Origin of the sequence: Bartonella sp. CL266QHHD, from assembly GCF_042195355.1 — a bacterium.
In the GTDB taxonomy this organism is placed as follows: domain Bacteria; phylum Pseudomonadota; class Alphaproteobacteria; order Rhizobiales; family Rhizobiaceae; genus Bartonella.
In genome coordinates, this window is record NZ_JBHIOD010000062.1 from 39,279 (window position 1) to 53,790 (window position 14,512).

Sequence of the window (14,512 nt, forward strand, 5' to 3'; positions counted from 1 at the left end):
AAGGGATATTTTTTACATTAGATGTCTAGATTAGAAGCAAACGTAGAATTTTCTTGTATGAAACGAAATCGTGCTTCTGGTTTTGTTCCCATGAGACTTTCTACAGTCTTTTTCGTTTCTTGCATTTCCACGGCATCAATAGAAACACGAAGCAATGTACGTTTTTGAGGATGCATAGTCGTTTCTTTAAGTTGTTCTGCGCGCATTTCACCCAGCCCTTTAAAACGCCCGATTTCTATTTTAGCTTTTCCAGTAAATTCAGTTTTGAGCAATTCATCCTTATGAATGTCGTCACGAGCATAAGCAACTTTTCCTCCTTGCGATATTCTATAAAGGGGAGGGACGGCGAGATATAAATGTCCCTGATGAATAAGGTCAGGCATTTCTTGAAAGAAGAAGGTAATGAGCAGTGACGCAATATGAGCACCATCAACATCAGCATCTGTCATGATGATAATACGTTCATATCTGAGATCTTTTTCACGATACTTGGAGCGTGTTCCACATCCAAGAGCAAGGATAAGATCGCTAATTGTTTGGCTTGAGTTCATTTTTTCATGTGCAGCACTGGCGACATTTAAGATTTTACCACGAAGAGGTAAAATTGCTTGGTTTGCTCTATTTCTTGCTTGTTTAGCAGATCCTCCTGCAGAATCCCCTTCAACAATGAATAGTTCAGCACCCACAGCATGGTTCTGGCTACAATCTGCAAGTTTACCGGGCAGACGTAATTTGCGGACAGCAGTTTTTCGACTTATTTCTCTATCTTGGCGTCGTCTAACACGTTCTTCAGCACGTTCAATAACCCAATCGAGAAGTTTTGTTGCTTCTTGCGGGGAATTTGCTAACCAATGATCAAAAGGATCGCGGATTGCATTCTCAACGATACGCTGTGCTTCAATGGTTGCTAATCGATCTTTTGTTTGTCCAACAAATTCAGGGTTACTGATAAAGACTGAAAGTATTGCGGCTGTTGAAATCATAATATCGTCAGACGTAATAATCGCTGCGCGCTTGTTTCCTATTAACTCAGCGTAGGATTTCAATCCACGCAAAAGAGCTTGACGTAATCCTATTTCATGTGTTCCGCCTTCTCCTGTAGGAATCGTATTGCAGTAAGATTGCACACAAGAATCACCACCATGCCAAGCGATAGCCCATTCAACGGAGCCATGGCCATTATTGTGTTGTGTTTTGCCAGAAAAAATTTCTGACGTTACTCGATATTCATCTTTTAGTGACGCAAGTAAATAGTCTTTAAGTCCATTGGGAAAATGAAAAACAGCTTTTTCAGGAATATTTTTTACGCCTTCAAGTATGACGGGATCACAAGTCCAGCGAATTTTTACGCCACCAAAAAGATAGGCTTTGGAGCATGTCATCTTATAGATTTTTTCTGGATCAAAAGCTGCTTTTTCACCAAAAATTTCATGATCAGGATGAAAACGAACGCGCGTACCACGACGATTATAAACATCTCCCAGATCTTCCAATCCAGATTGAGGAATACCGCGTGAGAAACGTTGGCGGTACAGTTTTCGTTCTCGTGCAACTTCAACTTCCATATCATCAGAAAGAGCATTGACGACAGAAATTCCTACTCCATGAAGTCCACCTGCAGTTTGATAAGCCTTTCCATCAAATTTTCCCCCGGAGTGGAGTTGTGTCATAATAACTTCAAGAGTAGATTTCTCAGGCATTTGAGGATGATTTTCGACAGGAATACCGCGTCCATTATCTGTAACGGTTATATAACCGTTCCTATCTAATGAGACCTCAATAGAATCTGCATAACCCGCAACAGCTTCATCCATCGCGTTATCAATAATTTCGGCAAATAAATGATGAAGCGCTTTACTGTCTGTTCCACCAATATACATTCCAGGGCGTAAACGCACGGGCTCTAAACCCTCAAGAACTCGAATAGAGAGGGCATTATAGTCATCTTCTTGCGTATCTTTTGCACTTTTTCTTGAAATCATCGCTTTTGATTTCATTGGAGGCTGCAGAGTGTTTTCTTTTGTATTTACCCGAGATTGGGCTTTATTTAAAACACTAAAAAGATCCTTTTTGTTATCGCTCATAGCGTTTAACTATCTACCTCATAAAATAAAATATTTATTAAAATAATTTTATGCCTGTTTTTTATTTAAAAATCAATGCACTTAGAAAACATCAATTGTTGGACCAAAAATTTGTTCAAAAGCGTGTTTGAGAGCGATATCAATATCATGCATTGCTACAGGGCAACCTAGATCAAGAAAGCTCGTTACACCGTGGTTTGTAATTCCACAAGGAACAATTCCTGAATAATGGGCTAAATTAGGATTAACATTGATAGAAACTCCATGAAAACTTATCCATTTTCGCACTCGAATGCCAATAGCTGCAATTTTATCTTCGGAAGAAAGATCATTTTGTTTTGATGGGCAATGAGATTGTTTAATCCAGACACCAACGCGATCTTCTCTGCGTTCGCCTTTAATATTAAAGTTTGCAAGCATCTGTATGATCCATTCTTCTAATGCACTAATGAAAGCACGAATGTCTTGTTTTCGGCGTTTAAGATCAAGCATGATATAAGCAATACGCTGTCCTGGACCGTGATATGTAAATTCACCTCCACGTCCTGCTTCATAAACAGGGAATAAATTAGGCGCCAAAAGATCTTTTTTATTTGCACTCGTCCCCGCTGTATAAAGGGAAGGGTGTTCAAGAAGCCAAACTTGTTCATGCGCGGTTTTTGCAAGAATTTTTTCTACACGTTCTTGCATATAACGCAGAGCTTCAGGATACTCAACTAGATGATCACTTATCTTCCATTCAACGGGTGGATTTCCTAGAATTGCATTAAAATGATGTGATAAGTGATTACGATCCGTATGTTTCAATTCAAATGTCATTGGTAATATTTATCTTGATGTTTGAGTTTATATTGTAATCAATAAAAGTGATTACAGAGTAAGGTATAGAATTGTTGAATAAAAGAGAATACGTTCATAAATTTTATCTTAAGAAGATTTGCTACGCTTAAAAATCCACGTTCCTTTTACCATCTTCCTGTTGCACCGCCCCCACCTGATGATCCACCACCACCCCTAAAGCCCCCTCCACCTCGAGGACCACCGAACCTTCCACCAGGATATCTGCCACCGGCACTTAAGTTAAGAAACCAAGGTGTGAAGATGATCCCCAGCCAGAGATACTTTTGTGGACCCACTTTTTTACCAAAAATCATTGCAAGAATAGGAAGACCAAACATTATAAAAAAGGCTAAAAACATAATTGCATTGATTACCATTTCTTCTTTTTCAGCTTGTTTACGTTGTTCTTCAACGATTTTAGCTTTTTCTTTGATACGAAAAGTAAAATCAGAATTACTTTCTGTAATAACTTTGATAATTGCATCAACTGCTTCAGCAATTCCTTTTTGATAATTTCCTTCGCGAAAATTAGGAATCATGAAGCTATTAATAATGACAGAGGAAAGAGCGTCTGTTAGCTCTCCTTCCAAACCATATCCTACTTCGATACGTGCTGTGCGTTCATTCGGTGCAATGACCAGTAATACACCATTATTGATCTTCTTTTGGCCTAATCCCCATGTACGAAAAAGAGAATTGCTGTATGTTTCTATATCATTGCCCGAAAGAGTAGGGAGTGTCACAAGAACAATTTGATCTCCCGTTTTCTCTTCGAGTGCTGCCAGTTTTTTTGTCAAGTTTTCCTTGGTTGCATTATCGAGCAAATGAGCCACATCATTAACATAACCTGTTAAATGAGGAAATTTTATTTGCGAACAAGCGATACTTCCCAATGCAGCAACTAAATATAGAGAGCAGATAAAAGCCCATAATTGTGGAAATACAATACGTTGCAAAGAGTATCGAAATGATTTCATTAATTAAAATTAACCTTTGGTGTTTGTTGGCTATCAGTATCGATGGTAAAAGTTGGCATAGGTTTAGCATCACGAAACCATAATTTTGCCCAAATCATCGTCGGCATTGTTTTGAGTGCAGTATTGTAGGCACGTACTGTTTCAATATAATCGCGGCGCGCAACGGAAATACGGTTTTCTGTTCCTTCTAATTGTGATTGAAGAGCAAGAAAGTTCTGGTTTGCTTTAAGATCCGGATAGTTTTCAACAACAGCCATAAGCCGCGAAAGTGCACTTGATAAATTTGCTTGATTTTTGAGATATTGCTGCATAACTTCTGGATTATTCAACATATCTGCATTAATGTTGACTTGCGTTGCTTTAGCACGTGCTTCAATTACATTTGTGAAAACGCTTTGTTCATGAGCTGCGTAAGCTTTAACTGTTTCTACAAGATTGGGGATGAGATCTGTACGACGTTGATATTGATTGAGCACTTCACTCCATGCTGCATGTGCTTTTTCTTCATTTGTTGGTATCGTATTAAATCCGCACCCACTTAAAAATGGCACTAACCATGCCAAAAAAATCACGATTGAAAATTGTTTTAATATTTTAAACATTGAAATTGAAGAAGTTTGTACATTTAACATAAAGATGTCTCCACAGATATTTTATGTATTATATAGGGTTTATCTTCTTGGTGGAAAGTATTTTGAATTTTATAAACAGGCATATTTATCAATAAATCGACATCTCTATGCGTTTTAGGCACGCTTAAGTGACTCGTTGATATTAAAATAATAAGGGTAATATAGATGTCATCTTATAAAAGTTCAATAATATTTATATCAATTATTATTACAGAAAATTATATTATTTTCGTAGTATTTTTGTGTTTCACAACGTGCAGATCACAATTGGAAAAGGAAAAAATGTAAGTATCAATCTTATGGAAAGATAGAAGGTAAGGGCAGTTCTTATTTTCACTCCTTTAGAAGTTATGTTTAATATATTGGACAAAAAGGGCTTTTTAACTATGTATGGTAGTAATTGTGAAGGAGGCGGAAAATCCTGTGATAGAAGGTGTTCAACGGCAAAGTGAAAAGTTTGATGGATTGGCTAATGATTATGATCGTTATCGTCCTCGCTATCCCCTTACTTTATTCAAAACCATGCTCCATCCTTTTAAGAACAAAAAGCATTTGTCCATTGTGGATGTGGGTGCTGGGACAGGCATCGCATTAGAGGGAATTGTTAATTTTTTAGGAAATGAGCACCAATATCATGCTATCGATGTATCGGCAGATATGATTAAGCAGGGGCGAAGAAAATTTCCTACGGTGCAGTGGTATCAGGGCCGTGCCGAAGACCTATTGCCTCAAATTGGCGAGGTTGATCTTGTCATTGCAGCGCAAGCGTTTCAGTGGATGGATCGTCCCAAGTTGCTTTGTTCTGTTTCAGATCAACTTCGAGTCAATGGTGTCATGGCGGTTATTCAAAATAATCGCGATTTCAAGCATAGCGAATTTCTAGAGGCTTATGAGACATTGTTAGAAAAAATGAGTCCGAACTATTCCCGTTATTATCGTAATTTTGATTTTTTACAGGAAATGAGTGATGGCTTTGGGGTAGATCCAGAAAAGATTTTTTTTCATACGCATAATTGGATGATGATGATCCCATCTGAAGCTTTTATTGGAATGAGCCGCTCTTCAACGCAAGCGCAACGCGCTATTGCTTGCTATGGGAAAGAATATTTGCGGCAATTGGTCGCATTGATAAAGAAATATGAAGTGCAAGGCAATTTGGAGCTTTTGTATCGAAGTGAGCTCTATATGTATGCGGGATAATCTGATATCGATGATTACTTTTGCTCTTTTAGCACATCAGAGTAGGCGGTATTCAGGAAATTAACGCCTTATTAAGGCAGATTTTGAGGGGGACGGTTTTTTTCTTCAGCATTCACGTTGACATCTTATTACGTCTGATTTTCATTGTTCACTTGATATGAGAGAGTTTAAATAGAAAATTTATTCACTGCATTATAGTATTGAAGCGCTTTCTTTACTGCAGTTTAACAACAGATTATTTTATAAAATAAGAAGAGGTAGATTGAATAGAAATATTTGATAATTCTTTGTTTTTATGATTTTTTTTATTATTAAATGAGAGTGTTTTTAATAAATTTTGACAAAAACAACTGAAAAAGTATAAAAATTATCATAATCAGAAATTTGTAGTAAAAAAGGTAATGGCTTGGAAGCACCTTTAAAAAACAACTCATTTTGAAATTATCTCTAAATTCAGATTCAATATAACAAAAAAGTAAAATATAAATATGTTATATGGAGCATTTCTCTTTTTTAAAGATATAATATAAAAACAATATGTTAATTAAATTTTTTGATATAAGAAAACTTCTTTTATTTTTATTTTAAATAACGGGTTAGGGCGAGTCTTGTGTGGTTTTATTGAAGATGTGCTTTTTAGGTTTAAATCTGGCGCTTTAAATACAATTTTAGAAGTAGCAAAAAAGCTCAATTTCTTCTCTGTTGTGATGTGTTGAATAAGTTTTTTAATTTTCTATAGAGTTTAATTTTTGCAATCATGATAGATTGTGACAGCTGTCTGTCTAAGATTTTTGTAAGTTTAGTAGGAATAGCTTAATGATAAATCCATTGAGTTCTTCATCTTTACGCGTCATAAAAGAATAAGCCTGCACTATCACACACTTTGTCATCTCCCAATGTTGCGACAGCTCTTGACACGGCTCATAAGAGGAGTAGTCCTTTTTTTTTACAGTTTTATCTATACGCCAATTTCGCTTATGACGTGCAAGCGAATGGTGTTGATTGATTCAACATACACAGATTTGGAATGAGAGAGTCTTAAGATATTCCGCTCTCTCATTTAATATGAATCATGCTAGATTATAATTATAAATTAATGGGTTATCTATTTTTAAAATCTATAACCTTGGTTATGCTTGTCAATATTTCATTTATCGTCAACTATTCTACTTTTGGATAATGACTCCATTGTAAGGAATACCTTTAAAAAAGTATTCTCGCTTTAAAGAGTCGTTATAGTTTTTTTGTTTTATAGAAGCATCAATAATGCTAGACATTATACTTTGATTAAAAAAGAAAGTAAATTATGACTATTATACTGAAACCGAGCGAGGTGACGCTTAGTGAACTTGCGGCTATTTATTTTAATGGTGAAGTGAGTAAACTTCATAATGACACGCATTTAGCTATCGAGAAAGGGGCACTGCGCATTGCTGAAATTGCTGCTGGAAGTGAGCCTGTGTACGGTATTAATACTGGTTTTGGGAAGTTGGCTTCCATTAAAATTGATGCGGACGATGTTACTGTTTTACAGAGAAATCTTATTTTGTCCCATTGTTGTGGGGTAGGAGAACCTTTAGCTGAAAATATTGTGCGTTTGATAATGAGCTTAAAGCTTATCTCTTTAGGAAGAGGAGCTTCAGGAGTTCGTCTAGAATTGGTAAATTTGCTGGAAAATATGCTTGCAAAGGGCGTCATTCCTGTCATCCCTGAAAAAGGGTCTGTTGGTGCTTCAGGTGATCTAGCTCCACTTGCTCACATGGCGGCTGTTATGATGGGAGAAGGGGAAGCATTTTTTCAAAATATTCGTATGAGTGGAGCTGTTGCATTAGAGAAAGCGGGATTGTCCCCTATTATTTTAGAGGCAAAGGAAGGTCTAGCTCTTATTAATGGGACTCAAACATCAACAGCCCTTGCACTTGCCGGTCTTTTTCGAGGTTATCGGGCATTGTGTGGTGGATTGTTGGCAGGGGCCTTGACGACAGATGCCATCATGGGATCAACGGCGCCATTTCATCCTGATATTCATATTTTACGAGGACATTATGGGCAGATTGCCGTATCGAAAACATTAGAAAAGCTTGTAGAGGATTCAGAAATTCGTGCAGCACATTTACGGGGTGATGAGCGTGTACAAGATCCTTATTGTATACGTTGCCAGCCACAGGTCATGGGGGCATGTTTTGATATTTTGCTGGCAGCAGCAAAAACACTGATTATTGAAGCAAATGCTGTTACAGATAATCCATTGATTTTAAGGAATGGTGAAGTTGTATCAGGTGGGAATTTTCATGCTGAACCTGTAGCGTTTGCTGCTGATCAGATTGCTCTTGCTTTATGTGAAATAGGATCTATTTCTCAACGGCGTATTGCTCTTATGGTTGATCCAGCAGTTTCTTATGGACTTCCAGCTTTTTTAGCGCATAATGCGGGTCTTAATTCAGGTTTTATGATTGCTGAAGTAACAGCGGCAGCTTTAATGTCTGAAAATAAGCAAATGGCCCATCCTGCTTCCGTTGATTCAACCCCAACTTCAGCCAATCAAGAAGATCATGTTTCAATGGCTTGTCATGGAGCTCGTCGGTTATTGGTAATGAGCGAAAATCTTTTTACACTTATTGGCATTGAAACGCTTGTTGCAGCACAAGGAATTGAATATCGTGCACCTTTAAAAACAAGTACTTTTTTGCAATCTGTTATGGAATGTTTACGCAAAAATGTTGCTTCTCTTAAGGAAGATCGCTATCTGGCTCCAGATCTTCATCAAGCACATATACTTGTGCGTGAAGGGCACTTATTATCTGTTTTACCAGAAACAATTTTTCCTTCATTAAGTTTTCAATAATATTTGTTTTAAGGACAATGATGAAGGGCGGATATTGAATTTTGAAACTTCCTCATATGAAAATATAGAAGATCAATACTATATTTGAATTATTTAATGAATTATGTATATATATGTTATTTATAGTCAACTAGATATTTTATTATTTTATAGGGATCTGATTTAGCATCATAATTTTATAGAAACTATAAATTTAAAGTACCTATACTTTCTTATTTCTATCAGAAATTTTAATCTAAGTTAAATAATATTCACAAATTATATGTTGTAATATTATATTTTTATAAGTACAAATTATAATATATGTATTATATTAAGTAAAAATAAAAAATTTATTGTAGATTCTTCTTATTTGTTAATACTTTATGAATTTTATATTTCATTTTTGATATTTTAAATAAAAAAGGAGAAAGAAATGTTTAAAAGTGCTAGATTATGTGTATCAATAACAGTTATTTTTTTCTCTCAAATTCTTGAGATTCATGCAAATTGTAGGAGAGGTGGCTTTCCAGAGGAAGTTTTCATTACAATAGTGGACCAAGAGAAGGAGCCTCTGATTTTAGCGAAAAACAAAGATTTTATTGCTATCTCAGGGCAAAATCCCGAAGATAAGGAGAATGCTATCATTAGGCCAACAGTCAAAGATTCTATTTTTAGCGCATATTTTTTTTCCATTGGAAAGTTTATCTTTAAGACAGTTGGAGTCCTTAAAAGATGGGTTGTAAATACAATTTCTCATACTTTTGAAGGCTTGCGAGATTCGTATTATCATTGATTGAGCTATTCAATTGGCGTAAAAAGTTTGCTTTGTGAGCTCAAAGAGAGTTTTCTTAAAGTAACAAAAAATTAATTGTACGCATAGTTAATGCGTTTGTTATGAAGTTTTAGGCTTCTATTTCCGCGCACGGAAATAGAAGCCTAAAAGTTTAGATTACATTAAGATTAATTTTCTCTGTAAAAAACTAGAGAATACGAAATGAATTAAATGACAATTATAAAAAAATTCATTATCACTTTATTTAAATAAAATAATACGAAATTGCAGGCTATAAAAGCTGAGTAATTCGCAATAAAAGTATTTTTTATTGTTTAGAACAAAGTGTTTGACGGGCTGGTCTTCGATGTTTTTTGAAATATATTTGTGAAAGAAACATGAGGCTTTATTTATCATAAAGCTGTTATCGTTGTGTGGATTGTCAGCATTTCAAAAAGTAAGGAAAGAAATGGCAATAAATAAACTGAAAAGAGGGATGAGTAAGCGCCAAGTTATTTTTTTAGCTCTTGGCTCTGCTATTGGAACAGGTCTTTTTTATGGGTCTGCACAGGCAATTAAGCTTGCGGGTCCCAGTGTTTTGATTGCCTATTGTATTGCTGGTTTAGCTATTTTTATGGTTATGCGGGCTCTAGGAGAGATGATACTTCATAATCCATTACCTGGTTCTTTTGCTCGTTATGCGGCAAGTTACATATCACCATTAGCAGGTTTTTTAACGGGATGGACATACGTATTTGAGATGATTCTTGTTGGTTTGGCTGATATTACAGCTTTTGCGACTTATATGGGGTTTTGGTATCCTGATGTTGCTCCTTGGGTATGGGCACTGAGTATTACATTAATCATCACAGGTATTAATTTAGCTGCTGTAGAAGTCTATGGTGAACTAGAGTTTTGGCTATCTTCTATTAAAGTTATCGCTATCATTGCGATGATTATTTTAGGAATAGCAATTATTTTTTGGGGGTGGGGTGAAGGTGCAAATTTTTCTACCGTTACTGTTCATAATTTATGGAAAAATGGTGGACTTTTTCCCAATGGTTGGTTTGGTTTTTTAGCTTGCTTTAGTGTTGTTGTTTTTGCTTTTGGTGGCATAGAAATTATTGGCATGGCAGTCATGGAAGTTCAAAACCCTCATCAAACGATTTCAAAGGCAATTAATTCTACTCCAGTTCGTATTTTGCTTTTTTACGTCATGACGTTAGCTATTTTAATGTCTCTTTATCCTTGGAATGAGATTGGTCTTATGGATAGCCCTTTTGTATCTATTTTTGAAAATCTTGGGATTTCGTATGCAGCAAATATTTTAAATATTGTTGTTGTTACAGCGGCTATTTCAGCAATGAATAGTGGAATGTATGGTGCTTGTCGTATGATCCATGGTTTATCGCAGGAAGGTTATGCTTTAAAAAAGTTTCAATATTTATCAAAAAATGGTATACCAGTTTTTGTTATTTTGATGATCTTCGGTATCTTTCTTCTTGGTGCTGTCCTTAATTATTTTTACCATGAAAAGCTTTTTTTTCTTATTGCCGCAATGGCAACATTTGCGACAGTTTTTGTTTGGATGATGATTCTACTTTCACAATTTTTTATGCGAATTAAAATGCCTAAAGAAGCACAGAATGGTTTAAAATTTCCCATTCCATTTTGGCCAATAGGATCGATTTTTTCTATTTTATTTATGGTTTTTATTTTTATTCTGTTATGGTATTTTGATGAGACACGACCGGTTTTAATTATAGGTTTTAGTTGGATTGCTTGGCTTATTATTTGTTTCTATGCACTTAAACTTTATAATTTTAAGCAAAAGAAACAGCAATAAAATGTGAATAGAGATAAAGCTCAAAACAAATAGCTGATGTCATCAGGAAAACAGGTGTTTGATTGTTATTCTCTAAAGGTTAGAACAATCTAGATTGAAAAAATCTGCTCGTTATTATTTTGCTTTGGAAGTTTTGTGAGCCATTGCTTACGGTAACGACCAAATCATATAAATATTAGGCATTTTTTGATGGTGAGTCCTGCAATCAATATAAGTCTTTCAGGTAAAAATGCCTAATAGTGCAAATAGATTTTACCAGATACAAGATTATAGGCAGATATCTTTTTCTAAACGTATTAATGAAGTTCTGTTCCACAAGAGAAGTTATTGTAAGAATTGTTCTTTAAGCTCTTTAAAAAATTGGTTGTTTAAATTTTATTGTTTAGAAAACTACTATTGCTTTTAGAATCGAAGATAAAGTTCTTTATGTATTTTTTCTCAAAGAGGATTGGCGTTGGTAGAAAATAGTGGATAACAAAGTCATTAGAGGCATTGTATGATTGTATTTGCAAAAACTTTAATAAAGAGCAGCAAGGTATCACAATAAAATCTCATAGAAGAGTAAATTAAAGAGAACAATGAACGCGTGACAGTGTTACGACTCTTATTGTTATTGCGCTCACAATAGCAAGGATCAAACTTATTTTTTATAATATTGATACGAGAGTAATTTTTATCACAAGTGGAGGCGGACAAAATGCACTCCGCAACTGTATTGCGGTGCAAAATCATTCAATACTACCATAAAAGGTGCTCAAGAACACTACGATCAGCAAAAACAATCGTCATCAAGTGGCTTTTTGCATGAGAAATCGTCCGATAGTTCTTAATCGCATACCACAACGGTCTCCTCTATTCTTGGGGCGACGGGGCAACATCGTGTTAGACGCACAAGGAGAAGCCAAGATTTCTGCTTCTCATCTGATTTCCGGTCAAGATATCAATGTAATGGGAGAAAGTATGACGATTGTTGGCATGACAGACCATCATAGCAGCCATTCACAGACGCATGAAACAGGTTTTTTGATGGGCATAGATATGACTTTGTAAGCCGATGGATTGGCGGTAATGGCTATACCTACGGGACACTCCCTGCTGGTAGTAACGTTTTGATAGAATGGTTGAGAGTGGCTACAAATCCCATAAGCTCCCATACCTGTCTTGGAGATGTGGGTTATAAATGCCAAAAGTTTTTATGGCACATCTCATCTAGAACAAAAGCCTTGAATTAAATCATGGAGTAAAAAATGAAACAAACTCTAAAATTATTAAGTGCGATAACTCTATTCAGTATCGCTGGATGTCAGTTTAATAAGCCTCCTTCAGGATACTTGACTGCTTGGGAGAAGCCAGGAGCAGATTTTACTGAAATAGGAAAAGCATTATTAGAATGTGGTATGCCAACGCCTTATGATGTATTTCCAGAAAATAGAAAGCAGAGCATCAATGCAAAAGCAACAACTTATGCTTGCATGATTCAATCAGGATTCCGCTATAAAGATGAAGAAGTAGCAAGAGCGGGAGGGTGGTGTTATACTTTTAGAGCCGAAAACTTGCCCATTTGTCGTCCAGGCGCTGTGATCCCTAGGCCCAGTGTCAAGAAGCGCTTGAACAGCCCTTATTGTAAACAGTATAAAAATGCACCTGAATGCAAACCTTAAGTTTTGCTGTTTGTGATGATCAACAATCCCTACCTTCATGCTTCTCATGCCCGTACGGGGATGGCTTAATTCAGCATGTCAATGCTAATTATTTATGAGGACAACAACTGTTGGCGCAATGATATAAAATATCTATTTTGGTTGTAATCAAAATATTGATAATAATTATAAGCATATCGTTGATAGAATATGGTTTTAGTAATAATTTTACCGTATTTTTGCTATAATAATTATGGCATAATCTTCGGAAAGATAAAAATAATATAGGCTGATAATGTTCATCATTGTTTTGGAAATAAAAAACAGCATGTATAATAATTTATAGATTGTTTCGTAATATCAAAATTACTCAAGGATAGGAAAATGAAGCAGATTTTAAAATTATTAAGCGGGATAACCTTATTTGTTATGGCAGGATGTTACGAAGAGCAGCCTTCTCGAACAGCTGTAGATGCATGGGAAAAATCCGGTGCAGATCAGCTTGAGATAAAAAAAGCCCTGTTAGAATGTGGAATACAGCATCTTGATGGTCGTCTTGATACAGAAATAAGTATGGATGAAAAATTCAATGCAGAGGAGTCTGTGAATGCATGTATGATCCAAGCAGGTTTTCAAGATAAATTGGGAAGAATGAAGTGGTGTGAGAAATATGAAAATCTTCCAATTTGTCAGCCTGATGCAGTTATTCCTCAGCGAAGTGTAGAGAGGCGTTTGAATAGTCCTCATTGTAAAGAGCATAAAGAACAACCTGAATGTCAACCTTAAGTATTGAGGCTGCTGTAATCAAAAATCCTTACATTCTTGTTTTTGCATGGGGTGGGTGGGATTGTTTCTTCAATATCTATATGCTAACAAGAGTCATCTTGCGTGTGAGCAAATATTAGAAGACTTATCAGTCTTTCTATCGTAAATATTGAAGGAGGGGGAATGAAAAAAACATTGAAATTATTGAGTGCTATAATTTTATTAAGCACTGCTGGGTGTATTAGCAAACCTCCCCCATCGACATTAGAATTATGGGAAAAGCTCGGTGTCAATAAGTCTATGGTCCAACAAGCACTGTCAAAATGTGGTTGGAAACCAATCTACGCTTCTTCTGAAAATATGGATTTGCGTGCAAGTGATTTTGCAGCAGTTTATGAGTGCATGACTAAAGCAGGTTATCGGTACAAATTACAAGATTCAAAGGGAATCTATTTTTCATCAGCGCCGCGAAGTGATTCATTTTTAGTCAATTTAATGGTAGCAGGGTATCAGCAGGTTATGGACAATGATACTTTTGGTGTAACCAATTCGACAAAACAAGAGCGAGATTTGATGTTACGTTTTGAAAATGATAAAAAGCGCCAGAAAATAAAAAAAGCTTTGCACAAGTGATCGCCAACAGTAGAACGTTGATTTTTAAAGCAATAATTGAATAAAAATATTAAACGGGAGAAGAGAGAAATATCGGTCTTTTGTCTCCAATGTAGTTATATTCATCAGCTACGAGATTGGCAATAGTATTGTTGTCAGATGATGCTAGCGGGGGATAGTGAGTTGTTGTTTAGAGAAATTTATTCAATATAAAGAATGGAAAATAATAGCTTTGCTAAAATATTTGCTTTAACGATAATAAACAGATAGCTTTCATAGAGCTGATTTTGATGAAATTTCATTTTGGTGTTTTTAAA

Annotated in this window: 11 protein-coding genes and 1 pseudogene; 8 read left to right on the plus strand and 4 right to left on the minus strand. The window is 35.7% G+C overall.

Annotated elements, in window-relative coordinates; genetic code table 11:
- Window positions 1-17: 17 nt before the first annotated feature.
- The 4 genes from parE to ACFIK7_RS08895 form a co-directional block, all read right to left on the minus strand.
- The gene (gene parE / locus ACFIK7_RS08880) at window positions 18-2,084 is read right to left on the minus strand and encodes a DNA topoisomerase IV subunit B (protein WP_375654498.1); all 2,067 of its coding nucleotides are present in this window, start codon (window positions 2,082-2,084) and stop codon (window positions 18-20) included.
- 81 nt (window positions 2,085-2,165) lie between these two features.
- Window positions 2,166-2,903: a lipoyl(octanoyl) transferase LipB gene (lipB, locus tag ACFIK7_RS08885; RefSeq protein ID WP_273791581.1), complete on the minus strand. Its 738-nt coding sequence runs from the start codon at window positions 2,901-2,903 to the stop codon at window positions 2,166-2,168.
- Between the two features lie 146 nt (window positions 2,904-3,049).
- Complete coding sequence (locus tag ACFIK7_RS08890) at window positions 3,050-3,901, minus strand: YgcG family protein (protein WP_273791580.1); 852 nt, start codon at window positions 3,899-3,901, stop codon at window positions 3,050-3,052.
- The gene (locus ACFIK7_RS08895) at window positions 3,901-4,533 is read right to left on the minus strand and encodes a LemA family protein (RefSeq protein ID WP_273724085.1); all 633 of its coding nucleotides are present in this window, start codon (window positions 4,531-4,533) and stop codon (window positions 3,901-3,903) included. The genes ACFIK7_RS08890 and ACFIK7_RS08895 overlap by 1 nt, the downstream gene beginning before the upstream one ends.
- A gap of 390 nt (window positions 4,534-4,923) precedes the next feature.
- Here ACFIK7_RS08895 and ACFIK7_RS08900 point away from each other — a divergent pair, with 390 nt between their 5' ends.
- The 8 genes and pseudogenes from ACFIK7_RS08900 to ACFIK7_RS08935 all read left to right on the plus strand — a co-directional run bounded on the left by ACFIK7_RS08900 (window position 4,924) and on the right by ACFIK7_RS08935 (window position 14,216).
- Complete coding sequence (locus ACFIK7_RS08900) at window positions 4,924-5,733, plus strand: class I SAM-dependent methyltransferase (RefSeq protein ID WP_375637446.1); 810 nt, start codon at window positions 4,924-4,926, stop codon at window positions 5,731-5,733.
- A 1,306-nt stretch (window positions 5,734-7,039) separates the two neighbouring features.
- Window positions 7,040-8,578, plus strand: a complete 1,539-nt coding sequence (hutH, locus tag ACFIK7_RS08905; protein ID WP_273791578.1) for a histidine ammonia-lyase — start codon at window positions 7,040-7,042, stop codon at window positions 8,576-8,578.
- 415 nt (window positions 8,579-8,993) lie between these two features.
- Entirely contained in the window at window positions 8,994-9,353 is a 360-nt protein-coding gene (locus tag ACFIK7_RS08910; protein ID WP_375631298.1) for a hypothetical protein, read from the plus strand.
- Between the two features lie 448 nt (window positions 9,354-9,801).
- A complete protein-coding gene (locus tag ACFIK7_RS08915) occupies window positions 9,802-11,178 on the plus strand; it encodes an amino acid permease (protein ID WP_375663237.1) in 1,377 nt (458 codons plus the stop codon).
- Between the two features lie 737 nt (window positions 11,179-11,915).
- A pseudogene (locus tag ACFIK7_RS08920) lies at window positions 11,916-12,210 on the plus strand (hypothetical protein); the annotation flags it as partial.
- 215 nt (window positions 12,211-12,425) lie between these two features.
- Complete coding sequence (locus tag ACFIK7_RS08925; RefSeq protein WP_375663238.1) at window positions 12,426-12,839, plus strand: hypothetical protein; 414 nt, start codon at window positions 12,426-12,428, stop codon at window positions 12,837-12,839.
- Between the two features lie 363 nt (window positions 12,840-13,202).
- A complete protein-coding gene (locus tag ACFIK7_RS08930) occupies window positions 13,203-13,604 on the plus strand; it encodes a hypothetical protein (RefSeq protein ID WP_375663239.1) in 402 nt (133 codons plus the stop codon).
- A 162-nt stretch (window positions 13,605-13,766) separates the two neighbouring features.
- Window positions 13,767-14,216 (plus strand): hypothetical protein, encoded by a 450-nt coding sequence (locus ACFIK7_RS08935; RefSeq protein ID WP_375663240.1) that lies wholly within the window; start codon window positions 13,767-13,769, stop codon window positions 14,214-14,216.
- Window positions 14,217-14,512 lie beyond the last annotated feature (296 nt).

Bases quoted from the DNA above. Each gene is read 5' to 3' on its own strand.
- ACFIK7_RS08915 (WP_375663237.1), top strand. From the start codon at position 9,802: ATGGCAATAAATAAACTGAAAAGAGGGATGAGTAAGCGCCAAGTTATT.
- ACFIK7_RS08900 (WP_375637446.1), top strand. From the start codon at position 4,924: ATGGTAGTAATTGTGAAGGAGGCGGAAAATCCTGTGATAGAAGGTGTT.
- ACFIK7_RS08935 (WP_375663240.1), top strand. From the start codon at position 13,767: ATGAAAAAAACATTGAAATTATTGAGTGCTATAATTTTATTAAGCACT.
- parE (WP_375654498.1), bottom strand. From the start codon at position 2,084: ATGAGCGATAACAAAAAGGATCTTTTTAGTGTTTTAAATAAAGCCCAA.
- ACFIK7_RS08925 (WP_375663238.1), top strand. From the start codon at position 12,426: ATGAAACAAACTCTAAAATTATTAAGTGCGATAACTCTATTCAGTATC.
- ACFIK7_RS08895 (WP_273724085.1), bottom strand. From the start codon at position 4,533: ATGTTAAATGTACAAACTTCTTCAATTTCAATGTTTAAAATATTAAAA.
- lipB (WP_273791581.1), bottom strand. From the start codon at position 2,903: ATGACATTTGAATTGAAACATACGGATCGTAATCACTTATCACATCAT.
- ACFIK7_RS08890 (WP_273791580.1), bottom strand. From the start codon at position 3,901: ATGAAATCATTTCGATACTCTTTGCAACGTATTGTATTTCCACAATTA.
- ACFIK7_RS08910 (WP_375631298.1), top strand. From the start codon at position 8,994: ATGTTTAAAAGTGCTAGATTATGTGTATCAATAACAGTTATTTTTTTC.
- ACFIK7_RS08930 (WP_375663239.1), top strand. From the start codon at position 13,203: ATGAAGCAGATTTTAAAATTATTAAGCGGGATAACCTTATTTGTTATG.
- hutH (WP_273791578.1), top strand. From the start codon at position 7,040: ATGACTATTATACTGAAACCGAGCGAGGTGACGCTTAGTGAACTTGCG.